A 23,605-nucleotide genomic window follows, 5' to 3' on the forward strand; every position below is an offset into this window, starting at 1 on the left:
CCCGGGCCGGCACGTCCACGTCGACGTTCTCGAATACCGGCCCCCTGGGCCCGCGGACACTGATTCCCCGTGCGATCACGCGCTCCCCGGTCATCTTCACTGCTTCCGGGTGGCCCGGTTCGCCGATCCCATCCGCCCCGACGCCCGGCGCTTCCGGTGCACGTCGGATTCAGGCCGGACGACACGGTCGTGCTCCGCACGTCAGGAACGCCTTTCCGTCACGCGACTTGCGGGCGGCTCAGTGCCGCCAGGCTGGGGCGGTGGCGATCGTCTTGAGCTGGTCGACCGTCAGTGCCGGGATACCCGGCAGTGCCTGAGCCTCGCTGGCGCCGTTCCACTCGGACGTGAGGACCTTGGTGCCGTCGGGGTGCAGCACCTCCACGCTCCACCGCAGCGTCGGACCCCCGCCGGTCTTGGTCGCGCCTGTCTCCCGCACCAGCACGCTGGACCCGTCCGGGGTGTGCGTGAGCGTGCCCGACGTGTCCTTCTCGAACGCATCGCGTTCGCGGGCCACTGCGGCATTGTCGCTCGGGCGCGGCTGCACGTGGACGGCGAGCATGCTGGTGCGCCCGTCCAGGGTGAGCGCGAGGTGAGCCTGCCCAGGGGTGTGTTGTTCGGCGCCGGTGTCCGTGCGGGTGCCGGACGGCAGCAGGGTGGTGGCGGTGGCGAGGATCTGCGCGGGCGCGGGAGCAGCGGTGTCGGCCCTGTCTGGCGCCGTGCCCGGGGCGGGCTTGGCGAAGACCGGGTCCCAGGCGCTGCTGGTGACGGCCGCGACGAGCTGTGCGCTGGTCAGCGGCGGGGTGGCGCGGGTCAGCGGGGGCCCGAAGCTGGCGGAGTTGACCTCCCAGATGCTTACCTGGCGTCCGTCGGTGCCGGTGTAGGTCGCCTGCCACTTGCGGACCTGGGCCTGCGCGTCGGGGGCCAGCTTGTCGACCACCACGATGCCCCCGCCCGGCAGGACGGTGCGCTCGCAGCCCTCGCTCGGTGTCTCGACCGGGTCGGCGCACTGGGTGCCCCAGGTGGCGTCGGTGATCGGCAGGGCGACGCGGCCGGTGGACAGGGTCACCATGCCGGCTCCGCTGCCGTCGTCATAGAGCAGGTGCGCGGACGGCGGGAGGTCGGGGACGGGCCCGTCACCGACGCCGTAGCCGCCGGCCGCGCCGACCTGGCCGGGCGGCAGGACGGAGGTGAGGGTGTCGGCCATGAACCGGGCGGTGATCTGCTCGGGCCACCCCCCGGCGGGCGCCGCGGCGTCGGTGCCGCCGGTGCCGGGCAGCGGTACGGCCAGAACGACGACGGCGGCCGCGGTGACGACCCCGGCACCGGCCAGTACCGCCTGGCGGCGCCGGCGCCGCCGGTGGTGCCTGCGGGCGCCGCCGGCAAGATCGGCCGCCGGCGGAACGGGTGCCAGGTCGGCCGCGTCGCGCAGAAGGTCCGCGAACTCCTCGTCAAGGGACATGCCGTTACTCCTCATCTCGTTCGTGGGTGTGGGCGCGGTCGTTCAGGAGCGGGCGAGGTCGTCCAGCTCCGTGCCCAGCACGGCGCGCAGCCGTGTCAGGGCACGGGCGCTGCGCGACCGTACGGCGCCGGCGCTCAGGTGGAGGGCGTGCGCGGTCTCCTCGACGCTGCGGTCCTCCCAGAAGCGCAGGATGAGGACGGCCCGGTCCTGCGCGGGCAGTTCACCCAGTGCCCGCAGCAGGGTCAGGCGCAGGGAGGGGTCCGGGTCGGTGACCGGGGCCTCGGCGATGGTGTCGGTCACATGCTCGGTGCTGCTGCGACGCCGGCGGTGCGACAGGAAGGTGTTGACCAGGACGGTCTGGGCGTAGCCGCCTGGGTTGTCCAGGCGCGCCACGCGGCGCCATTTCCCGTAGAGCTTGCCGAGGGTCTCCTGAGTCAGGTCCTCGGCGAGGTGCGCGTCGCCGCCGGTCAGCAGGAAGGCGGTCCTGACCAGGTGTTGCCCCCGTGCCGCGGCGAACTCCTCGAATTCCGGCGTGGTTGTGCGGTCCATGCCTCTCTAACGCGATGGGGGCTGGGTTACGTCGCACGCATTTTCGCAGGTGTCGCAGACCGGCCCTGAACGCCCCACGTCGAAGTCGGGCCGCGCGAGCCCGCTACGGCAAGATCCGGTGGATCCGACTCCTCAGCCGGTGGCGGTTGGCCGTCCGGTCTCGCCGGTCGGCCAGTGCCCGTGCGTTCGTCCTCGGCCGGTGGCCCGATTGTCTGAAGCCGTGCGCCGGCGCAGTCTTCGTACGGCGCCGCTCGGCGTTCTCCTGCGCGACGGCGTCCAAAGCCTCGGTGCCGCGCTCGCCGCCGCGCACCGCGGGACCAGGCCCCACGGGAGGAGCCGCCTCGGGTCGCTGACAGGATCGGAACCCGCGGTGCGTGCCGCACCCCATTGCCCGGCCACCGCCCCGGCCGCCACGAACGACGGCCGGGCCCTGCCCGGCATCCACACCCGCCTGGCACGCCGCAAACCGTTGCCCGCCGAGCACCTGGTCGCCGGCGACTACACCTCCCTCGTCCACCTGGAACGAGCCGCCCGCGAACACCAGGTCACTGTCCCCCAATGCTGAGCAGGCCGAGTGGTCGGCTCCGGAAGTCCTTCGGGGGCCGACGCCGGCGACCGCCGGCACCGCGATCTGCCACGGGTGGCGCAGCAGTTCCTCGGTGCTGCGCTGCGAGCGGTGATCGGCGACGGCCGGGAGGCAGAGCAGCTCGCGCAGGTCGTCGTTGGTCACCACCGGCACGACCGTGCCCCGGCCGTTCTGCCGGCCATCCCGGCGGTGGCCTGTCGGTGAGCAACTCCCGCTCCTATACTGCGAGTTCGACCGTCCGTCGACCATGACGGCGGACCGGCGAAGAGGATCGAGGGGTGGGCGGGATGAGCGACGGTCGACTGGGAGTCCCTCACGAGTACCGGGTGGCGACGACGCGGGTCGGGGGGCTCGCGCTCACCATCCTGCTGCTGTCCTTCGGGGCACTGCTGCCGATCTGGAGCGACAAGGAGTTCGCGTCGTCCACCAAGGCGATCGGCTCGCTGCTGGTGATCGGCTTCTGCCTGCTGGTGATCGTCGGCGTCGCCCGGGCCGGCACACTGGTCACCGCCGACGGGATCACCGTCCGCGGGTTGATTCGCCGCCGCCGGCTGCCCTGGGCCGAGATCACGCAGTTCGGCAAGGCTCCCAACCCGAACGCGCACACGGGCCGCGGCGCGCCGGCGTTCCTCACCTACGCGTTCCGTACCGACGGCCGCAAGGTCCACCTCCCCTATGTCGACGACAAGCACGTCCTGGTGGACCGCGAAGTGGAACGGCTGAACACGCTGCTGGCCGAATGCCGCGGCGCCGCCGACTGAACTCCGGACGGGCCGGCGCACGCCCATTCGGCGCCGCCGCCACGGGGAAGACCACCCCCTCCCGGAAGTCGGCCGCCCCTGCCGCCTTCACTCCGCGGACTCCTGCCTGACGGGAAAGACCGCGTCTGAGCCCCCTCGCAGGCGGCCTCCGCCGTCGGTCGTCGCGGCCCCGCTGTCCCCGTTCTCGGCGACGGGCCGGCGTCGTGGGAACTCTCGGAAGTTGCTGCGGGTCCGTGGCCGCCGGCCGCCCCGGGCCGACCGGGCGGCGCCCTGCGGATCGGGCGGCGGGGGCCGGTGCGGCGCGACACGGCGTTGTACCATCTCGCTCGGAACATGTCGTCCATGCGGTGACAGGGGTCAGGTCAACGAAAGGGTGACGGCATGACGGTGCGGGACACCGGCACGGCCGGGACCGGGCCGGACTCGTTCCTGGCCGCCGCCGCCGCGCTCGGCACGATGGACGCCGCCGCCCGCACGGCCCGCCGCGCACCTGCGGACACCGCGGACACCGCGCGCCGGAGCGACCCGCAGCAGGCCCTGTCCGCACTCCTGATGCTGCGCCACCTCCGTGAGGAACTCTCCGGCTGGGAGACCGGCCTGATCGAGACCGCCCGCGGCGCCGGTGCCACCTGGGCCGACCTCGCCGAACCGATGGGCGTCCGCAGCCGCCAGGCCGCCGAGCGCCGCTACCTGCGCATGCGCCCCGACAGCGACGCCGGCACCGAGGTGGGCAGCACCGGCGAGCAGCGCGTCCGGGCCGCGCGCGACCGGCGCGCCGCCGACCGCGCGGTGATCACCTGGGCCCGCGCCAACGCCGCGGACCTGCGCCGCCTCGCCGGACAGATCAGCTCCCTGGACGGCCTCGCCAACTCGGCGGCACCCGCCGTACGGCGCCTGCTGGACGCCCTCGGCCACCACGACCCCGCCCGCCTGCTCGCCCCGCTCGCCGAGACCCGGCCCCTCCTGGCGGCGGACCACCCGACGATCGCGGCCCGCCTCGACGAACTCACTGCCCGGACCGAGCAGTTGCGCACCGACAGCGGTCGGCAGCGGCGCAGACCCTCCACCGGCCGGTGACCGCGAGCCCGCCGGGCCGCGGCCCGCAGAGCACGGGACGTGTCGGAACCTGACCCGCGGACCCGCCCCGCGCCGTCCCACCAGCCCTCGACCGCATCCGAAGACCGGGTCCGGCCGCGCGACACACCCGGCCGGCAGTCGCCCGGACCGAACCGAACCCTTTCCCGTCCGTACACCCGAAGGAGACGCCACCCGTGGCCAGCCCGACCGAGACGCTGGAGTTCCAGGCGGAGACCCGCCAGCTGCTGCAGCTGGTGATCCACTCGATCTACTCGAACAAGGACATCTTCCTGCGCGAGCTGATCTCCAACGCCTCCGACGCCCTCGACAAGCTCCGCCTGGAATCCCTCACCGACACCGGCCTCGCCGTCGACACGTCCGACCTGCACATCTCGCTGGAAGTCGACCAGGAGGCCCGCACCCTGACGGTGCGGGACAACGGCATCGGCATGACCCGGGACGACGTCGTCGACCTCATCGGCACCATCGCCAAGTCCGGCACCGCCGGTCTGCTGGCCAAGATCAAGGAGGCCAAGGACGCGGAGGCGGCGCAGAGCCTGATCGGGCAGTTCGGCGTCGGCTTCTACTCGGCGTTCATGGTCGCCGACAAGGTCACCCTGCGCACCCGCCGCGCCGGCACCGAGCAGGGCACCACCTGGGAGTCCGACGGTGAGGGCACCTACACCGTCGCGCAGGCCGACGGCCTGCCGGTGGGCACCTCCGTCACGCTGCACCTCAAGCCCGCGGACACCGAGGACGGGCTCGGCGACTACCTCGCCGCGCGGAAGATCCGCCAGATCGTCAAGCAGTACTCGGACTTCATCCGCTGGCCCATCCGGATGGCCGCCGAACCCGCCGGTGCGAACACGGACGCCGGGGACGCGGCCGCGGACGGCCCGGAGACGCTGAACTCGATGAAGGCCCTGTGGGCCCGCCCGCGCAGCGAGGTGACCGATGCCGAGTACAGCGAGTTCTACCAGCAGATCAGCCACGACTGGCGCCCCCCGGCCGAGACCGTCCACATGCGCGCCGAGGGCACCTTCGAGTACGAGGCGCTGCTGTTCATCCCCGCACACGCCCCGTTCGACCTGTTCTCCCGCGACGCCAAGCGGGGCGTGCAGCTGTACGTCAAGCGCGTGTTCATCATGGACGACTGCGATGCGCTGATGCCGGACTACCTGCGCTTCGTCAAGGGCGTCGTCGACGCCCACGACCTCTCGCTGAACGTCTCCCGCGAGATCCTGCAGCACGACCGCCAGATCACCGCCGTCCGCCGGCGCCTCGTCAAGAAGGTCCTGGCCGCGCTGAAGACCATGCAGACCGCGAAGGCCGACGCCTACGCCGAGCTGTGGGAGCAGTTCGGCCGGGTGATCAAGGAAGGCCTGATCGCGGACCGCGACAACACCGACGCGCTGCTGGAGCTGGTCCGCGCGGCCTCGACGAACGACCCGGAGCAGGCGACCACGCTGCGCGAGTACGTCGCGCGGATGAAGGACGGCCAGGACACCATCTACTACCTGACCGGCGAGAACCGTCAGACGGTGGAGAGTTCCCCGCACATGGAGGCCTTCGCCGCCAAGGGCTACGAGGTGCTGATCCTCACCGACCCCGTCGACGAGGTCTGGACCGACCAGGTCCCCGCCTTCGACGGCCACCGGTTCCAGTCCATCGCCAAGGGGCAGGTCGACCTCGACGACGACGCCGACGCCGGCGACGAGGCGAAGGCCGAGAAGGCCCAGCGCGAAAAGGACTTCGCCGACCTCCTCGGGTGGCTGCAGACCACCCTGGGCGAGCACGTCAAGCAGGTCCGCCTGTCCACCCGGCTCACCACCTCCGCCGCGTGCCTGGTCGGCGACGCCCACGACCTGACCCCCACCCTGGAGAAGATGTACCGGGCCATGGGCCAGGAGCTCCCGCCGGTCAAGCGCATCCTCGAACTCAACCCCGGCCACCCGCTCGTCACCGCCCTTCACCAGGCCCACCGGGCGAAGCCCGACGACCCGGCACTCGCGGACACCGCCGAACTCGTCCACGGCAGCGCCCTGCTCGCCGAGGGCGGCGACCTGCCCGACCCCGCCCGCTTCACCCGGCTCCTGACGGACCGCCTCTCCCGCTCCCTGTAACCGCCGCGCACGGGCGCGCGTCCGCCGGGCCGAGGAGCCCCGCGGCCGGACCCGGCACGCCTCCTGCTGCCGCGTCGGCGCGGCGCGGGTGCCCGCGGTCCCCCTGCCGGAGCGTCCGGGAGGGGGACCGTCACGGCCGGGACACCGGGACTGCGCCGGAGGCTGCCGCCTTGTTCACACCGTTTCCGGTGGAGGTCGGTCGCGGGTCAGGACCGTGCGGACGGGCCGGCGGCGGCCCGCACCGCGGCCTCCCAGGCGAACCCGTCCGGGTCGGCGAAGGAACCCGCGGTGCTGCCGAGGACGATCCGGTGCGAGCCGGTGCCGTCGACGGGAACGCCCACCTCCTTGGCCAGGGCGCGGCGCTTGTACAGCGCCAGCTTGACGGCGCCGGCCTCACCCGGGGCGAACTCGGTGTACTTGCCGCCGAAGCTCCTGGCCACGGTCAGGCCACGGCCCACGTAGAACTCCCTGGTGGCCTTGACGTTCTCGACGCCGAGCAGCAGGACGACGTCGTCGATCTCGCGGGTGGCCGGGCCGGTGTCCTTCTTCGCCGAGGTCGCGACCTTCCAGGCCGTCCCGTCCGGCGCCTGGACGGAACCCCCGTAGCCCCACAGGGACTTCGTCGCGGGCTTGATCACGGTGGCGCCGGCGCCCACGGCGGCGGCGAGGAAGGCGTCGACGGTGGCCGGCCCGGCCACGGTGAGCGCCAGCGCGAAGCCACGGAACCCGGTGGACGGCGCCCCGGACTCCCGCAGACGAACGTGCCGGTCCACGCCGAAGGCGGTGTAGAAGCGGTGGGCGTCCCCGGTGTCGGCCACCTCCAGGGTGACGGACGCGAGGGACACGGTGGACGCGGTGGTTTCGTTGTTTCCCATGTCCGCCACGCTACGGTCGGCCCGGCGCCCGGGGCTTCTCGAATCCTGATCGGTCCGGCCCGGTCCCCGTCCCCTGCTGCGCCGCGCGGACGCCGCCTCCGATGTCGCCGCCGATGTCGCCGCCGATGCCCTCGCCGGGGACGTGGTGTCGGCGTGCGGTGAGCGCGCCACCTCGGCGGCGAAGTGACGCGCGTCACACAATGGCGAGATGGATGATGAGCTTCGGCAGCGGATCGGATCTTCGTGACATGACTCGGATCATCGCTGACATCTCGGTCTCCGTCGACGGCTTCGTGACCGGCCCCGACCCGGGCCCGGACAGCGGCATGGGCACAGGAGGCGACGCCCTGCACAGCTGGGCGTTCTCCGACGACCCCGACGACCGGCGTCTCCTGCGCGAGGCGACCGCCCGCTCGGGCGCGGTCGTCCTCGGCCGCCGGCTCTTCGACCTGGTCGACGGCCCGAACGGCTGGAACGACGAGGTCGGCTACGGTGCGGGCGAGGCCGGCCGGGCGGCGTTCGTCGTGGTGACGAGCTCACCGCCGGAGTCGGTACGCCTCACCTCCCTCGACTGGACGTTCGTCACCACCGGTGTGGCCGACGCCGTCGGCACTGCCCGCCGCCGCGCCGAGGCCGCCTCGGCGCGCACCGGCAAGGACCTCGATGTCGTCCTCATGGGTGGTGGCGCGCTGATCCGCTCGGCGCTCGACGCCGGGCTGGTCGAGACGCTGTCGCTGCACCTGGCACCCGTCGTCCTCGGCGCCGGAACGCCGCTGTTCACCGGCGCGGTACCGCGCACCCTGGTCCAGCGCGGCTGCCTCCCCACCTCGACCGCGACTCACCTGGTGTACGACGTCCTCTGACGCCTCCCCCACCGGCCCGCCGGGGCGTCGATCGGTGGGTCGGCCGGGCCCCCGCCTGCCAGGTCGCCACGCTGTACCCCGGCAGCCGCCGCCCCGGCGACCACTCCGCCGAGCGCGCCGAAGAGGGACGGCCCTCCCCACCGCGGCCCCGCCTTCGTACGGACCACCCGTCACCACGGCGCCCGGGGCCGCCATCCGTGCGGGGCGCCCGGTCAGGTCGTGGTGTGGCGCAGGATGTCCAGCACCTCTGCGGCGATACGCGCTTCGGCGTGCTCGAAGTCGGGGCCGGTCAGCTGCGCGGGGTCGGCCGACAGGCCGGTCAGGACAGGTGTGTGCAGGTGGCCGCCGGGCGTGTGGGGTGCCAGGGCGAGCCGGAGCAGGTTGGAGCGGTAGGCGACCTCGTTGGAGAGGTACCCGCCTCCGCCTCCCTCGACCGAGCGCGAGCCCGGCGTCGGGCCGTCCTCCCGGGAGACCGGCTCCGTGCCGCCGACGGGGATCTCGGCGACCTGGGTGTTGAGCAGGACGGGGTACGGCTGCTGGACGGTGGTCATGGCGGCGGTCGGCAGGCTGGTCGGGATGAACTCGGGACCGGCGGCCAGAGCGGGCGGGTCGGCGGGGTGGTCGTAGCTGCCGCCGCCGAGCGCGTCGAGGTTGTCGGGGTAGGGGTCGGCGGAGCGGGCCCGGCCTGCCCAGGCCTCCAGGGTGAACAGACCGGGGTAGCCCTGGCTGACCGTGGTGATCAGGTCGGCCGCCCCCGGCCCGGCAGTCAGCCGCGGGGCGAAGGCCCGGTCCAGCACCCCCTGGTCGAAGTCCCCGTACCGGACCGGCAGGACCACCGTACGGACCTCGGCCTGGCTGCCGTCCGCCAGAGTGACCCGGCGGCCGTCGAGCTGCAGGGCGGCCGAGCCCGACGGGTTGGCCCGCCGCAGCTCGGTGTCCAGGCCGAACGGGTCGAAGCCGCTCACGAAGTAGCGCCGCACGCCCTGGGTGCCACGGAAGTCGTTGCCGACCAGCCCGCGGGACGCGTCCTCGAACCCGCGGCGCAGCGCGGCGCGGTCGACGGTGAAGCCGGGCTGCCACTGCGCGAGGTGGGCCGTCATCGCCACCCGGGTCCAGTACAGGGGCCGGTCGTCCTGCGCGGGCAGCGTCCCGCCGGGGCGCCGGCCCTGCGCGCGGTCGACCGCCGAGCCCCAGAGCGCCTGCCCCCAGTCCTGGGCCAGGTGCTGCGCTTCGGAGTCGGTGCGGGCGGTGCACAGGGCGGCCGGGAAGCGGCGCACGAAGTCGCCGAACCCGCCGCCGTCGACGAGCGCGGCGGTCCGGGGGTCGGAGAGCCGGGCCTGCTCCTGGTCGGGTGCCACCGTGGTGTCGGCTCGGCAGGCGGTCTCGGCGGCGGCCGAGCCGGCGCTCGGGCCGAGGAGGGCGGCGAGGGCGACGGCGACGCTGAGGACGGTCATCGCGCTCGTGGACGTACGGCGGGCGATCTCAGAAGTCCGCATCATGATGTGTGACATTACACATGGCACTGACGGGTCGCCAGGGCGCGGACTGCTCCCGGAGGCGTGACCTCACGGGTCGTCAGAGCACTCGGTGCGCGGGCGTACCGGTGAGGCCCGCTGTCTCTTCTCGACGGCGGCGTGTTCGTGGTGATGTGCCGGTGGCGGGCACAGGGCCCCAGGACGGGAGGGAGCAGCGGTGAGCACCGCTGTCGAGGAATGGGCGTGGACAGCCCCGTGCTGCCCCTGTGCCGCCGGCCCCGCGCTCCGTCGGCACACCCCGGCCGCCCGCAGGGCGCGCCTGCGGGCGGCCGGGCGGTCTTCGTCCCTCTCGACGCCGGCCCGGAACCCGCACGATCACCGCTCGCCGGCATCCGGCGGGGTCCGACGGGATCGCCTGTCGAACTCCCAGCGTGGGGAGTTCCAACAGGTGATCAACGCAATGACCGAAGTCGAGGAGGTGGTAAGGCTCGAAGGCCTGCCAGGGACGGAGATGTTTGCCCCCCGCGAATCGGGGCAACAAGGAGTCCGGTCAGACAGTGGACGGGCGCGGCCGACAGACCTCTCCCCCGGTCTGCCGACCGCGCCCGGGGCGCACAACCCCGCCACCGGAGCGGCCATCCACGGCCAACGCCGGATGATGGTCACCGGACCACCGGCGCGCAAGCCGTCGACCCCCGTGCCCAGATCGACATGACCTCGGCACGTCCGGCGTCAGCCCTCACCGGACCGGTCACCGCCCGGCCGGGCCGATACCCAAACGTCCGACGACACGGGTGAGCTCGCGCGCGGACTTCGAGGGCAGAGCATTCGTCAGCAGGACACCGGGACTACCCGAGGACCACGCGCACCGCTACGGTCCGACGCCCCGAACCACCTCCAGCAGCCCCCAGGCTCTCGAAGCGCCACGCACCAGCTGCCAGCCGACGTGGCCGCCGCCGCTGGCTGCATAGGTAAAGGAGAGCGGATGTCGGTGAGTTGCAGCATCGATTCTTGATCGGGACACCGGGAGATGTCGGCGAGAACCGAGAACGCCTGGAGGGCCGCGTCGGAGTGTCGGAGACCAGCGGCCCCACCAGGGCTGTGGATCTTGAGAGGCATGCTCGTCGGCGTTCCTGGAGCAAGATCTCCTCGATCGCCCGAGGGAAGCGCGTGGCGACCGGGTCTATCCGTGTGGTGTGGTGATCCGCCGTACGGCGTGGACGACGGCGGTGCGGTGCTGGGCCAGTCGTTGCGTTGTCCAAGAGCTGCTTGTGCCGGTTGGGCTCATGCCGTCTGCGGCGGTGAACCAGGCCTGGGACAGCGCCAGGACGAGAGCGAGCAGGTCGCCCGGATCGAGGTCCGCGTTGATGCGGCCCTGCTGCTGGGCCGTCGCCACGGCCGCGTTCTTGGCACGGTAGGCGGTGACCTCCAGGTCGGTGGCGCCGGGGCGTTCCAGCTGTTTCCAGAAGAGCAGCCGCGCGAGGTCGGGGTTGGCGACGAAGAGGTCGAAGATCTGTCCTGCGTAGTCGGGGAGGTTGTCGGCGTCGAAGGGCACCGTTTCCGCGCCCATGGCGAGCGCCCGTTCGATCACGGCGTCGAACAGTTGCTCCTTGTTGCCGAAGTAGACGTAGATCAGTCGCTTGTTCGCCCCTGCCGCCTCGGCGATACGGTCCACCCGCGCGCCTGCGATGCCGTACGCGGCGAACTCGGCGAAGGCGGCGTCGAGCAGGCGGGCCTTGGTCGCGGCGGAGTCTCGTGCCATGTCACCACCCTAGCAAGTAACTATCCAGTTATTGACATCGTTGGACGGCCTGTGCACTCTTGACCTATCCAGTTAGTTACATAGCTGGACGACCGCGCCACAAGGAAGATCACGATGGAACTCCGCACGCTCGGCAGCCAGGGCCTCACCGTCTCCACCCAGGGACTCGGCTGCATGGGAATGAGCGCCTTCTACGGCAGCACCGACGAGGCCGAATCGCTCGCCACCATTCACCGCGCCCTGGAACGGGGCGTGACCCTGCTCGACACCGCCGAGAGCTACGGCCCCTTCATCAACGAGCAGCTCATCGGCAAGGCACTCACCGGCCGACGCGAGCAGGCCGTCATCGCCACCAAGACCGGGATCGAGTTCAGCGACGACGGCGTGTGGGGCGGCCTCAACGGGCGCCCCGAGTACATCCGCCACGCCCTGGACCGCTCCCTGCGCCACCTGAACACCGACCACGTCGACCTCTACTACCTGCACCGCGTCGACCCCGCGGTGCCGGTCGAGGAGAGCGTCGGCGCCATGGCCGAGCTCGTGGCCGCCGGCAAGGTCCGCTACCTCGGCCTGTCCGAGGTGGCCCCGCAGACCATCCGCCGCGCGCACTCCGTGCACCCGCTGACCGCGGTCCAGACCGAGTACTCGCTCTTCGAGCGCGGCATCGAGCACGACGGCGTCATGGCCACCCTGACCGAGCTCGGGATCGGCCTGGTCGCCTACTCCCCGCTCGGCCGCGGCTTCCTGTCCGGCGCGATCACCAGCCCGGACGACTTCGCCGCCGACGACTTCCGCCGCACCGACCCCCGCTTCCAGGGCGAGAACTTCGACCGCAACCTCGCCGTGGTCGACGAGGTCCGCCGCATCGCCGCCACCAAGAACGTCACGCCCTCCCAGCTGGCCCTCGCCTGGGTCCTGCACCGGGGCGCGGTCGCCATCCCCGGCACCAAGCGCCGCCGCTACCTGGAGGAGAACATCGCGGCCTCCACCATCACGATCACCACGGACGACCTCGCCGCCATCGACGCCGTCGCTCCGCACGGGATCATCTCCGGCGACCGTTACGCCCCCGAGCTGATGCAGACCCTCAACGGCTGAGGACCGGGGCACGCCGAGACCGTACCCGGGCCGGCTGCACCGGACTACCGTCACCAGCTCGGCGGCTGCTACGGCGGGATCTTCTGACCGCCTGACGCCGCACCCGAAGTCGGCCCGGTCGGCCGCGGTCCGGTCGTCGATTCCCGAGCCGGACCGGGCGCGGAGCGGGCGAGCCGACTGTACGGCGATCACCTTCACCAGAGGGCCGCGTCCCTCCAGCCGGTGCACCAGGGGCAGTCGACGTACCCGTCACCGTCCACGCGGCGGGTCTGGTGCGCACGTCTCCGCGCCGCCCACGGCTGGGACGCGCGGGACCTGTGGATGGAGGCCTCACGGCTTCCGCCGAGGCATCCGCGCCGAACTGGAGGTCAGGCCGTGATGTCCACCAGGACTTTGCCGACCACGCGGCTCTCGACCGCTCGGTGCGCGTCGGCGGTGCGCTCCAGGGGAAAGCGGAGCAGCGGCAGGCCGTGCCCCTCGCCGACGGGCAGCGCGCCGTCGCGCACTGCGGCGGCGACGTCCTGGGCGGCCGCGGCGCGTGCTTCCGGACCGGCCAGGAAGAGGATCAGGAACTGGTGGCGCGCGTTGAGCACCATGTTCTGCAGTACGTCCAGTTCGACCGGCTTGCCGCCGTCGTTGGCGTAGGTCGAGATCGTGCCGCGCGTTCGCAGGACGGCGAGGTCCAGGGCGAGGTTCGCGCCGAGCGCCACCTCGGCGATGATGTCGACGCCGTCCGGTGCTGCCGTGCGGATCGCGGCAGCCGGGTCGCCCTCGCGGTAGCTGATCACGTGGTGGGCTCTGGCGGCGGTGGCCAGGCGGGCCTTCTCCGGACTGCTGACCGTGCTGATCACGGTGGCGCCGGCCCATCGGGCGAGTTGGATCACCGCGTGTCCGACGGCTCCGGCCCCGCCCGCGGCGAGCACCACCTTCCCGTCCAGGGCCCCGGGACCGAGCCGGCGCGGTCCGCCCTCGGCGACGGTGAGCGCGCGGTGCGCGGTCAGCGCGGGGACGCCGAGTGAGGCGCCGAGGTCGAAGCCGGCTTCGTCGGGCAGCGGAACGGCCTGTTCGGCCGGCACGACGGTGAACTCGGCGGCGGTGCCGGTGGGCCGCCCGGCGGCGGCCATGAACAGCCAGACCCGCTGACCGACCCGGCTCTGGTCGACGCCCTCACCGACGGCGTCGATCGTGCCGGCGCCGTCGAGGTGCGGGGTGACCTCGGGGAAGTGCTTGGGGTGGCCGATGCCTGCGCGTGCCTGCCAGTCGGTCGGGTTGACCCCGGACACGGCGACCCGTACGCGAACCTCGTCGGGGCCGGGCTCGGGCAGATCGCGATCGACTAACCGGAGGATGTCGGGGGTGCCGTTGTCGCGGTAGATGATGGCCTTCATGATCCGTCCTTGGTACCTGGTGGAGAGGGCTCCCGGCGTGGCCTGACGTTTCGCCAGGGTGTCGGCGGGGGCGTGGCAGCGGCCCGGGCCGCGTCGGTTCCGGTCAGCCGATGGGGACTTCGTTGGAGCGGGACTCGATGCCGTCGAGGGTGGCGAGGGTCGCGGCGTCGAGGGTGATCCCGCCGACCGCGGTGTTGGCCTCCAGGTGGGCGGTGTCGGCGGTGCCGGGGATGAGCAGCACGTTCGGGGCGTGGTGCAGCAGCCAGGCGAGGCCGACCTGGGAGGGTGTGACGCCCAGCGACGCGGCCACGGCGTGCACCGCCGGCTCGTCGGTCGCCTTGGGCAGGCCGGGGAAGGCCCCGCCGAGAGGGAAGAACGGCACCCAGGCGATGCCCTCGGCCGTGCACAGCCGCAGCAGGTCCTCGTCGTCGCGTGAGACGAGGCTGTAGGCGTTCTGGACGCAGACGACGCCGGCGGGCAGGGCGCGGCGCAGGCCGTCGAGGGTGACGCTGCTCAGGCCGATCGCGCCGATCTTGCCCTCGTCGCGCAGGGCGGTCATCACCGCGAGCTGGTCGTCGAGGTCGACGACCTGGTCACCCTCGGGGCGCAGCCCCGGGCCGGTGTCCAGGCGACGCAGGTTGACGACCGCGAGCCGGTCGACGCCAAGGCTGCGCAGGTTGTCCTCGACGCTCGCGCGCAGTTGCTCGGGGCGCTGTGCCAGACGCAGCGGCAGGTGTCCGCCAGGGTTCGGGTCGGCCCCCACCTTGGTGACGACCAGGACGTCGTCCTCGGGGCGCAGTGCCTCGCGGATCACGTCGTTGGCGAATCCGAAGCCGTAGAACTCGGCGGTGTCCACGTGGTCGACGCCCAGCTCGACCGCGCGGCGCAGCAGGGCGACGGCTTCGTCGCGACGGTCGTGCAGGCGCTCAAGCTGCAGTGCGCCGTAGCCGATCCGGAAGACGGTGCGGGCGGCGATCGTAGCGGTCGTGGTGGTCATGACGCTGTCTCCTCGGCCGGTGTTCGCAGGGCGGTGTAGAGCAGTTCGGCCTGGTAACGCGCCATGATCTGGTGGGCGATCGGGGTGGCGTGTTCTCGGGCCCGGGCCGGCTCCCGGTGCTCGACCTTCACGAGCCAGGCGGTGACGCAGTCGTGCAGCATCGCGCGCATCCGGTCGGTCGCGTCGACGACGATGTCGTGGATGGCCGCGTCGGTGGTCGCCTCGCCCCAGGTCTGCACGCCGACCCGGGCCTCGGCGGGGTTGATTGCGGCGATCAGGCGGCGGAGCAGTTCGTCGGGGTCGGGCGGGGCGTCGCCGGCCGCGTACGCGGCGAGGACGTCGGCACGCTTGGCAAGCATCTGGCGGGCGGTGGCGCGGACCAGGTCGGCCTTGTTGCGGTAGTGCGCGTAGATCGAGCCGGTCGACAGGCCCGACTCGGCGGTGATGTCGGCGATCGAGGTCCGTTCCAGGCCGTTGCGGCTGAAGCAGCGCACGGCGGCCTCAGCGATCTGAGTACGCCGGAGTTCCTTGCGCGCGTCGGTGAGCCGAGGCATCACACCCCCACAAAAAGAATCGCTGTTCTGCTTATGAGGGAACGTTAGCAGAATCTCGGTTCTGTTTACGATGGGGTGGCCCTCGAATCGGGCAGCCCCGGCCGAGACGCGGCCCGGGCAGCCCCGGCCGGTGGTGAAAGGGCGACGGAGCCGGCGTCGAGGTTGAGGTTGTCGTAGGCGGTGATGGTGTCGGCGTACGGCACCAGGCCCGGGAACCGGGTGGCGATCACGTCCTTGACGGCGGCAGTCAGGGCGGCGGTGCTGCCGGTGGCCCGGGTCGGGTGCGGTTCGAGCCGGCCCAGCCGGTTCACGAGCGGGTGCCCCTCGGGGTTTCGGCAGGCGCGACGGGCCGCGGTCCCGCCGGATCCGGCCGGTGCGTACGATGCTCCGGTGCTGGGGAGACGGGGGAGGGACGTCCCGCTGTGGCGGGCGCGGGCGTTGGTGGTCGCGGTGGCCGTCGCCCTGGTGGCGGTGCACCTGCTGAAGGGGCTGGCCCGGGTGCCGGCGGAGCCGGTTGCCGGGATGGCGGTCACGGCGCTCTGCCTCGCACTGGTGGCGTTGCAGCTGCGGCACACCCGGTCCGCTCCCTCGGGGGCCCTCGGGTGGGCGGGATGGACGGCCGTGGAGTGGGCGGTCGCTTTCCTCGCGGTCGGTCCGCTCGGCGTCTCGATCGGCCTGCTCTGCCTGCCGGCGGCCTCACTGCTGTTGGAGCGGCGCCGGCTGCTGCTGCTCCCGTTCGCCGCGGGCGCCGTCCTGGCCGGCGGGGCACGGTCCGGCGGCGTCCGCGACACGGCCGACCTGCTGCTGACGGTCGCGCTCGGCGGCGTCATGCTGTACGCCGTCACCACGCTCGCGCTGCTGGCGGACCGCGTCCACACGGCCCGGCTGACGCTGGCCGCCTCGGCGGTCACCGACGAGCGGCTGCGCATCGCGTCGAGCCTGCGCAGCGAACTGTCCGCGGGCCTGGCGCGGATCCACGGCCTGGCCGTACGGGCCGATCCTTCCGTACTCGATGGGCTGATCGACGGTGCCCGCGCGACGCTGGCGGCGGCCCGCGCCACGACCGCCGAACTGCGCAGCCTCTCGCTCGCCCCGGAGGCGGCCAGCGCCCGGGCCCTGCTCGCCTCCGCGGGCATCGCGGCCGACATCCGCATCGGGCACCGCGAACCGCTCGGTCCCTCCGGGACGGTGCTCGCGACCGTGCTGCGCGAGGCGGTCACGGCGGTCGTGCGGGTCGGCGACGCCCGCCGGTGCGAGGTCATCACCGGTGAGCGGACCGGGCGGACGGTCCTGCGCGTGGTCAGCGACGGCGTGCCGACGGCGGCGCTGGGCGCGGACGTCCTGGACGGTCTCGCGGAACGGGTCCGCGCTGTCGGCGGCCGGCTGACGGCGGGTCTGGAGCCGGACGGGCGCTTCGCCGTGGAGGCGGTGGTCGCCGCCACGCCCGCGCCGGTGGCGGCCGCCGATCCGCCCGAGCTGCGTGCCGCGCTCGGCCTCTACTACTTCCTGCTCGCCGCCTTCTGCGGCAAGGCGCTGCTGTTCTTCCCGGCGTCGCCGTCCGGCCTCGGGCTCGGCGTGGCCTGCACGCTGGCGTTCTGCGCCTTCCAGGTCCGCTTCTCGATCCAGGACGCCACGCGCCACGCGCGCCCGGCCCTGCTCGTCTCGGCCGTCCTCGCCCTCGCGCCGCTGCCCTGGCTGGGCCGGAACTGGATCGGTGCGGCGGGCATCCTGGCCGGCTCGCTGCTGATCGCGCTGCCGCTGCGCGCGGGCGCGGGCCTGGCGGCCGCCCTGGCCGTCGCCGCCGGAGTGATCGGCGGGGGTGGGCCGGCCGCCGTGCCGGTGGCCGCCGTCAACGTGGCGATCACCTGCGTGGTGGTCTTCGCGGTGCTGCGCCTGGTGCGGTTGGTCCGGGAGTTGCAGCAGGCGGGGGCCGGCTTGGCCCGCGCCGCCATGGTCACCGAGCGCCTGCGGGCGGCCCGGGACCTGCACGACCTGCTGGGGCACGGGCTGGCCGCGATCCTGCTGAAGGCCGAGCTGGCCCGGCGCCTGGCGGACGCCGCAGTCGTCGCCGGGGCCGCCGTCGGGGCCGGTGCGGAGGCCGTCGGGGCCGGTGCGGAGGCCGTCGGGGCCGGTGCGCGCACCGCGAACGCCGCGGGCACCGCGGACGCCGGCGCGGCCGACGGCGCCGCTGACCGCTGCCGGGCCGAACTGGCCGACATCGCGCGGCTGGCCGCGCGCGGGCGGGCCGAGCTGGGCGCGGTGGCCGAGGACAGCCCCCGGCTGTCCTTCACCGCCGAACTGGCTTCCGCGGCAGCGGTCCTGGAGGCGGCCGCCATCGCAGTGGAGGTGGATGACGACCCGGTGCCGGACGAGGCGGGAACCGTGCTGAGCGTGGCCCTGCGCGAGGCCGTGACCAACATCCTGCGGCACAGCTCCGCCCGTCACGCCCGGATCGCCACCACCGTCACCGGAGGGTCGGTGCGCCTGGAGGTGGAGAACGACGGCGTCCGGGCGGGCGTCACCCCGCCCGGCTCCGGGATCGGCGGCCTGACCGTGCGCCTGACCGAGGCGGGCGGCACGCTGAGCGCCGGCGCGGACGACGGCTGGTACGTGCTGCGGGCCGAACTGCCGCTTCGCTGACCGCCGGCGCGGCCCACGCCGGCGGCCGACCGTCCTTCCGGGCCGCCCAGCGGCGGCCGACTTCCGGGCCGCCCGGCGGCCGGGCGGCCCGCACACCCGGCAGTCGGCACGCCGCCCCTACGACTCCAGCCAGCCCGCCTCGCGGGCGATGCGCACCGCGTCCGTCCGGTTGCGGGCGTTCAGCTTGGTGACGACCGCGGTGAGCACGTTGCGGACCGTCCCGGTGGACAGGTGCAGCCGCGCGGCGATCTCGGCCGGCTCGGCGCCCCCGGCCAGCTCCCGCAGCACGTCGTTCTCGCGCGGCGTGAGCGGATTGTCCGCGAGGTCCCACGCGACCACGGCCAGCGACGGGTCCAGTACCCGGCCGCCCCCGGCGACCTGCCGAATGGCCGCGACGAGGTCCGCCGGCGGGACGGTCTTCAGCAGGAAACCGTCGACCTTCGCGGCCAGGGAACGGCGGAGCAGTCCGGGGCGGCCGAGCGACGTCAACATCAGCGTGCGGCAGTGCGGAAGCTTCTCCTTCAGCGCCGCGGCGGCCTGCAGACCGTCCGTCAGGCCCGGCATCTCGATGTCGAGCACCGCCACGTCGGGCTTGAAGACCATCGCACGGGGCACCACGTCGTCGGCCGAGTCCGCCTGCGCGACGACCTCGAAGTCGGGTTCCAGTTCCAGGAGTGCCACCAGCGCGCCGCGCACCACGTGCTGGTCCTCCGCCAGCAGGAGTCTGATCATGTCCCGACCCTACCCGTGATGACGTCACGGGTGCCTCGTGATCCCGCCCCTGGGACGGGAGTTCGCAGGTCGGCAGGCTTGGGGACATGAACGAGGCAATCACTCTGGACGCCGTGAGCAAGGTCTACGGCAAGGGGCGGGGCGCGGTCGCGGCCCTGCGCGAGGTGACGGTACGGCTGCCCAGGGGCGGCTTCACCGCCGTGATGGGGCCGTCCGGTTCGGGCAAGAGCACCTTCCTGCACTGCGCGGCCGGCCTGGACCGCCCGAGCTCCGGCACGGTCCGTCTCGGCGACACCGACCTGTCCCGGCTGAACGAGACCAAGCTGACCGAACTGCGGCGCGAGCGTGCCGGGTTCGTGTTCCAGTCCTTCAACCTGGTCTCCTCCCTGACCGTCGAGCAGAACGTCACGCTGCCGCTGCGGCTGGCCGGCCGGCGTGCCGACGCCGGACGCCTGGCCGGGCTCCTGCGCCGGGTGGGGCTGCAGGAGCGCGCCGGGCACCGGCCCGGACAGCTGTCCGGCGGCCAGCAGCAGCGGGTGGCGATCGCCCGGGCGCTGATCTCCGACCCGGAGGTGGTGTTCGCCGACGAACCCACCGGCGCCCTGGACACCATGACGGCCCGTGATGTGCTGACACTGCTGCGCCAGACCGTCGACGAGCTGGGCCAGAGCATCGTCATGGTCACCCACGACCCCGTCGCCGCGTCCTACGCCGACGAGGTCCTCTTCCTGGCCGACGGGCGAATCGTCGACACCCTGTCCGGACCGACCCCCACCGAGGTCGCCGACCGCATGATCCGCCTGGGAGCGTGGAACCGATGATGCTGAGCCTCGCCCTCACCACCCTCCGGCACCGCACGGCCGGATTCGCGGGCGCCTTCGTCGCCCTCTTCTGCGCGGCCGCCCTCGTCTGCGGCTGCGGGACCCTCCTGGCCACCGGCCTCACCGGCACCGTGCGTCCCGAACGCTACGCGGCCGCGCCGATCGTCGTCTCGGGGGACCAGGACGTGCACACCGTGCAGGGCGGCGGGAAGGGAAAGACCAAGGAGAAGAGCAAGCCGATCGCCGACCACGCCTGGGTGCCGGCCCCCCTGGCCGAGCGCATCGCCGCCCTGCCGTCGGTACGCTCCGTCGCCACCGAGGTGACCTTCCCGGTGCTGCTGCCCGGCGGGCCCACCGGCGGTTCCTGGGGCCACGGCTGGGAGTCGGCGCCGCTGGCCGGGCTCACCCTCGCCACCGGCCGCGCACCCACCGGCCCGGACGAGGTCGTCGTCGACGCCGGCACCGCCACCCGGGCCCACCTGTCCACGGGGTCCACCACCGCCGCCCGTACGACCTCGGGCACCCTGACCGTCCGCGTGGTCGGCGTCACCGCCGAGGGGTTCGAGAGCCAGGCCGCCCTCTACTTCTCCCCCGAGCGGGCCCGCGGCCTCGCCGGCCACGACGGCCTGGTCGGCGCGATCGGCGTCTTCCCGGCGTCCCCGTCGGCGGCCGACGACGTCCGGGCACTGCTCGCCGGCAGCCGGAGCGTCCCGGCCCCCGTGGTCCGCACCGGCGACGACCGCGGCCGGGTGGAGTTCCCCGACGCCGCCAACGCGCAGGTCCGCCTGATCAGCATGGGCGCCGTCCTGGCCGGCACCTCGCTGCTGGTGGCCCTGTTGGTCGTCGTCGGCACCTTCGGCCTGTCGATCCAGGGACGGCAGCGCGAGATCGCCGTCCTGCGGGCCGTGGCCGCCACCAGTCGGCAGGTCCGCAAGATGATCGGAGGCGAGGCGCTGGCGATCGGTCTGCCCGCCGGAACCCTGGGCGCCGTCGCCGGTCTGCCGCTGGGCGGCTGGCTGCACGGCCGCTTCGTGGCCCTGGACGTCATCCCGGCGAACCTGCCCGTCGTCCTCTCCCCCTTCCCCGCCGCGGCGGCCGCGGCCTGCGCCCTGCTGACCGGGTGGGCAGCCGCCCGCATCTCGGCCCGGCGCGCCACCGCCATCAAGCCGGTCGAAGCCCTCGGCGAGGCCGAGCTCAAACCGCTGCGCCTGGCCTGGCCGCGGATCGTCTCCGGCGTCCTCGCCGCCGCCGGCGCCGTCGTCCTCACGTCCCTGCTCACCGTCCTGCACTCCGACCAGGCCTCGACCCCGGTCTGCTTCATCGCCGTCCTGCTCTGGTGCACGGCGCTCGCCCTGCTCGGCCCCCTGGTGGTCAGGGGCGGCGTCGGGCTCCTCGGCCCGTCGCTGCGGGTGTCCCGGGTCGGCGGCTACCTCGCGGCCCACAACCTGCGGGCCGGGGCGCACCGGCTGGCTTCCGTCGTCACCCCGCTCACCCTGCTGGTCGCGATGGCCTGCACCATCCTGTTCACCCAGACCACCGTCGACGGTGCGGCCGACGCGCAGCGCGACCGCGGCAACGTCGCCGACTTCGTCGTGGGACCGCGCGTGCCGGGCACCGCCGCCCAGGCGCTGGCCGCGGCCCCGGGCGTCCGGACCGTGACCCGGGTGCTCCACACCCAGGTCCGCGACGGGCTGACCAAGCGCAGTGTCCAGGCGGTCACGCCCGAGCGCCTCTCCGACACCCTCGACCTCGGCGTCACCGCCGGTGACATCGGCCGGCTGACGGACGGCACGGCGGCGGCCGCCGACGGACTGGGCTACCGGCTCGGCCAGCAGGTCCACCTGGTGCTCGCCGATGGCAGCCCGGCCGAGGTGACGGTCGTCGCCCTCTACAGCCGCGGTCTCGGCTTCGGCGACCTCACCCTCGCGCACGCGCTGGTCGCCGCCCACGTGGACGTGCCGCTCGACAGCGAGGTGCTGGTGCGCGGCGACGGTCCGGCCGGCACCACCCGGCAGTCCCTGACCGCCGCCCTGCACGCGGAACCCGGGCTGGGAGTGCTGGACCGCGCCGCCGCCCAGGCCTCGCAGAACCGGGTCAGCGCGCAGATCGGCTACGTCACCCTCGGGCTGATCATCGCCTTCGTCGCCATCGCCGTCCTCAACACCCTGGCCGTGAGCATCGCCGACCGCCGGCAGGAGTTCGCCGCGCTCGGGCTCACCGGCGCGACCCGCCGCCAGATCCGCAGGATGCTCGGCTGGGAGGCCGCGACGTCCGTGGCCATCGCCACCGCACTCGGCCTCGCGATCGCCTCCGCGGTGCTCACCACCTACGCCCAGGGCATCACCCGCGGCACCGCCGGGGTGACGGTACCGGCCGCCGGCCTCGCCGCGGTCCTCGTCGGCACGGCCTCCCTCGCCGCCATCGGCACCTGGCTCCCCGCCCGGGCCACCCTGCGCGGCCTGCGCCGCCGCCGTGCCTGACCCCCCACACCCCTTGGCGACAGCCCCGTACCGGTCCAGACCGGTACGGGCATACCGCTTGAAGCCACCCATGTTGTCGAGTTCGGCTGCTGGAAGGTCACACCACGGCGCAGCGACCGAAGCGACCGAAGCGACCCGGCCACCGGAAAGAGCTTCGCGAAGCACCACACGCCCGCCGGCCGGCCGCCGAGGGCAACACCAACCCCGCGGTGCGCGGCCGTCTGCCCTCTGACACCTCCGGCCGGGACATCCAGGCGGACCGCGAGGAGCCGGACACGACGCACAAGCCCAGAGCAGGGCCAGGCGACCGCCCCGCCGCGAGCGGCCGGGCCCTCGCAGGAGGGACCGCCTCGGGGCCCTGGCAGGATCGGAACCCGCGGTGCGTGCCGCCTCCCATTGCCCACGGCGCGCACCGTACAGGCGCCTCCCGTCAGCCTCGACAGAACCTCAGTCAGCTTGACAGTCGTCCAGCTGTTGCCGCGACACGTTGGCCAGCACCGTGCATCCCATGAGCAGGGCCGAGTCGTTCAGAGGATCTGTCCGGGTTGAAGCTGGTTCAGATCGTCGGTGTGGCCCCTGCATTCGCAGGACCGGAACCGACCGGAAGCAGGCGCGGCTTCCGGGTGATCATGACATGTCGAAGCCCTGACCCCCGCAACGGAAGACCATGCCTGCCAGCTCCTCTTCGCCGATCCCGGTCGGCCTGAGCGAACTCGCCACCGCGACGCCAACCGTCTTGCGGTGCGCATGCCGGGCTGCTTCTGCGTCTGGCCGCCGTACCCGATCCACGTCGGTCTGCCGGCCGTCGCCATCCCCTGGCTTTCGTCCTGGCACTGGCCGCCTGTGCCGTCCTCGCGGGTGTGAAGTCCCTGGCGGCGATCTCGGAATGGGTTGCCGACGCGCCGCCGACCGTCCTCGCCGCGCTCGGCGTGACCAGCCTCCGACCCCGCCAGGCCGCCCCCGCCGAGCTCGCCTCATGGGTGCGTGGCCACTGGGGTATCGAGAACCGGCTCCACCACGTGCGCGACACGACGTTCGCCGAGGACGCCTCTCGCGTGCGCACCGGCTCCGCGCCCCGGGCGATGGCCAGCCTGCGCAACCTCGCCATCGGCGCCCTGCGACATGCTAGCCACGACAACATCGCCGCCAGACTCCGTCATCACGCCCGCGATCCCTGCCGCTCGCTCGCCACCCTCGGCATCACGTGATCAAGCCGGAGAGATCAGTCGAACAATGCCACCTTCCAGTCGCAAAACGCCAAGCTTTCAAGGAGCTCTTTCAGCGTTGAAGCTCCAGGGTGAGGACGGCTTTGGCTGCTGACGTAAGCCAGTTCGGGCTGCACCGGGCGTGGCGGAAGATCCGCCA

At 73.3% G+C, this 23,605-nt stretch carries 20 protein-coding genes and 1 pseudogene; 9 read left to right on the forward strand and 12 right to left on the reverse strand.

Translation table 11 applies throughout. From position 1 onward, the window contains the following. Nucleotides 1-238: 238 nt before the first annotated feature. From ABT048_RS39760 to ABT048_RS39770, 3 genes are all read right to left on the reverse strand, one after another. Entirely contained in the window at nt 239-1,459 is a 1,221-nt protein-coding gene (locus ABT048_RS39760; protein ID WP_350526528.1) for a hypothetical protein, read from the reverse strand. Between the two features lie 42 nt (nt 1,460-1,501). Then, nucleotides 1,502-2,008, reverse strand: a complete 507-nt coding sequence (locus tag ABT048_RS39765) for a SigE family RNA polymerase sigma factor (RefSeq protein WP_350526529.1) — start codon at nt 2,006-2,008, stop codon at nt 1,502-1,504. Between the two features lie 103 nt (nt 2,009-2,111). Next, a complete protein-coding gene (locus ABT048_RS39770; protein ID WP_350526530.1) occupies nt 2,112-2,741 on the reverse strand; it encodes a hypothetical protein in 630 nt (209 codons plus the stop codon). Nucleotides 2,742-2,881: 140 nt separating this feature from the next. Between ABT048_RS39770 and ABT048_RS39775 the strand changes: the two genes are divergently transcribed. The 3 genes from ABT048_RS39775 to htpG all read left to right on the forward strand — a co-directional run bounded on the left by ABT048_RS39775 (nt 2,882) and on the right by htpG (nt 6,555). Then, a complete protein-coding gene (locus ABT048_RS39775; protein ID WP_350526531.1) occupies nt 2,882-3,355 on the forward strand; it encodes a PH domain-containing protein in 474 nt (157 codons plus the stop codon). Between the two features lie 381 nt (nt 3,356-3,736). Then, nucleotides 3,737-4,432 (forward strand): type III effector protein, encoded by a 696-nt coding sequence (locus tag ABT048_RS39780; protein WP_350526532.1) that lies wholly within the window; start codon nt 3,737-3,739, stop codon nt 4,430-4,432. A gap of 194 nt (nt 4,433-4,626) precedes the next feature. Further along, complete coding sequence (gene htpG / locus ABT048_RS39785) at nt 4,627-6,555, forward strand: molecular chaperone HtpG (protein ID WP_350526533.1); 1,929 nt, start codon at nt 4,627-4,629, stop codon at nt 6,553-6,555. A gap of 206 nt (nt 6,556-6,761) precedes the next feature. Here the strand turns inward: htpG and ABT048_RS39790 are convergent, their stop codons facing one another. Next, complete coding sequence (locus tag ABT048_RS39790) at nt 6,762-7,430, reverse strand: glyoxalase (RefSeq protein ID WP_350526534.1); 669 nt, start codon at nt 7,428-7,430, stop codon at nt 6,762-6,764. A gap of 248 nt (nt 7,431-7,678) precedes the next feature. Here ABT048_RS39790 and ABT048_RS39795 point away from each other — a divergent pair, with 248 nt between their 5' ends. Then, nucleotides 7,679-8,293, forward strand: coding sequence for a dihydrofolate reductase family protein (locus ABT048_RS39795; protein ID WP_350526535.1), 615 nt, complete (start codon nt 7,679-7,681; stop codon nt 8,291-8,293). 212 nt (nt 8,294-8,505) lie between these two features. On the opposite strand, the gene ABT048_RS39800 is transcribed toward ABT048_RS39795, so the two are convergent. Beyond that, on the reverse strand, nt 8,506-9,792 hold the full coding sequence (locus ABT048_RS39800) for a PA0049 C-terminal domain-containing protein (RefSeq protein ID WP_350526536.1): 1,287 nt from the start codon (nt 9,790-9,792) through the stop codon (nt 8,506-8,508). Nucleotides 9,793-10,951: 1,159 nt separating this feature from the next. Beyond that, a complete protein-coding gene (locus tag ABT048_RS39805; RefSeq protein ID WP_350526537.1) occupies nt 10,952-11,530 on the reverse strand; it encodes a TetR/AcrR family transcriptional regulator in 579 nt (192 codons plus the stop codon). Between the two features lie 114 nt (nt 11,531-11,644). On the opposite strand from ABT048_RS39805, the gene ABT048_RS39810 reads away from it, so the two are divergent. Beyond that, complete coding sequence (locus tag ABT048_RS39810) at nt 11,645-12,628, forward strand: aldo/keto reductase (RefSeq protein WP_350526538.1); 984 nt, start codon at nt 11,645-11,647, stop codon at nt 12,626-12,628. A gap of 368 nt (nt 12,629-12,996) precedes the next feature. Here ABT048_RS39810 and ABT048_RS39815 read toward each other — a convergent pair whose 3' ends face one another. The 4 genes from ABT048_RS39815 to ABT048_RS39830 form a co-directional block, all read right to left on the reverse strand. Beyond that, the gene (locus ABT048_RS39815; protein WP_350526539.1) at nt 12,997-14,016 is read right to left on the reverse strand and encodes an NADPH:quinone reductase; all 1,020 of its coding nucleotides are present in this window, start codon (nt 14,014-14,016) and stop codon (nt 12,997-12,999) included. 103 nt (nt 14,017-14,119) lie between these two features. After that, nucleotides 14,120-15,013: an aldo/keto reductase gene (locus ABT048_RS39820; RefSeq protein ID WP_350526540.1), complete on the reverse strand. Its 894-nt coding sequence runs from the start codon at nt 15,011-15,013 to the stop codon at nt 14,120-14,122. Next, entirely contained in the window at nt 15,010-15,567 is a 558-nt protein-coding gene (locus tag ABT048_RS39825; protein WP_350526541.1) for a TetR/AcrR family transcriptional regulator, read from the reverse strand. Before ABT048_RS39825 ends, ABT048_RS39820 begins: the two co-directional genes overlap by 4 nt. A 65-nt stretch (nt 15,568-15,632) precedes the next feature. Next, nucleotides 15,633-15,878 carry a hypothetical protein gene (locus tag ABT048_RS39830; RefSeq protein ID WP_350526542.1) on the reverse strand — a complete coding sequence of 82 codons (246 nt, stop codon included), beginning with the start codon at nt 15,876-15,878 and terminating at the stop codon, nt 15,633-15,635. 79 nt (nt 15,879-15,957) lie between these two features. Between ABT048_RS39830 and ABT048_RS39835 the strand changes: the two genes are divergently transcribed. Then, nucleotides 15,958-18,207: a sensor histidine kinase gene (locus ABT048_RS39835; protein WP_350526543.1), complete on the forward strand. Its 2,250-nt coding sequence runs from the start codon at nt 15,958-15,960 to the stop codon at nt 18,205-18,207. Nucleotides 18,208-18,324: 117 nt separating this feature from the next. Here the strand turns inward: ABT048_RS39835 and ABT048_RS39840 are convergent, their stop codons facing one another. After that, a complete protein-coding gene (locus tag ABT048_RS39840; RefSeq protein WP_350526544.1) occupies nt 18,325-18,939 on the reverse strand; it encodes a response regulator transcription factor in 615 nt (204 codons plus the stop codon). Between the two features lie 86 nt (nt 18,940-19,025). On the opposite strand from ABT048_RS39840, the gene ABT048_RS39845 reads away from it, so the two are divergent. The 3 genes from ABT048_RS39845 (at nt 19,026) to ABT048_RS39855 (ending at nt 23,448) form a co-directional block, all read left to right on the forward strand. Continuing rightward, nucleotides 19,026-19,760 (forward strand): ABC transporter ATP-binding protein, encoded by a 735-nt coding sequence (locus ABT048_RS39845; RefSeq protein ID WP_350526545.1) that lies wholly within the window; start codon nt 19,026-19,028, stop codon nt 19,758-19,760. After that, nucleotides 19,757-22,240, forward strand: a complete 2,484-nt coding sequence (locus ABT048_RS39850; RefSeq protein ID WP_350526546.1) for an FtsX-like permease family protein — start codon at nt 19,757-19,759, stop codon at nt 22,238-22,240. Before ABT048_RS39845 ends, ABT048_RS39850 begins: the two co-directional genes overlap by 4 nt. A gap of 767 nt (nt 22,241-23,007) precedes the next feature. Further along, on the forward strand, nt 23,008-23,448 hold the full coding sequence (locus ABT048_RS39855) for a transposase family protein (protein WP_502894135.1): 441 nt from the start codon (nt 23,008-23,010) through the stop codon (nt 23,446-23,448). Nucleotides 23,449-23,518: 70 nt separating this feature from the next. Here ABT048_RS39855 and ABT048_RS39860 read toward each other — a convergent pair. Then, nucleotides 23,519-23,605, reverse strand: a pseudogene (locus ABT048_RS39860) (IS5/IS1182 family transposase); the annotation flags it as partial.

The sequence above is a fragment of the Kitasatospora sp. NPDC096140 genome (genome assembly GCF_040303045.1).
Classification (GTDB): domain Bacteria; phylum Actinomycetota; class Actinomycetes; order Streptomycetales; family Streptomycetaceae; genus Kitasatospora.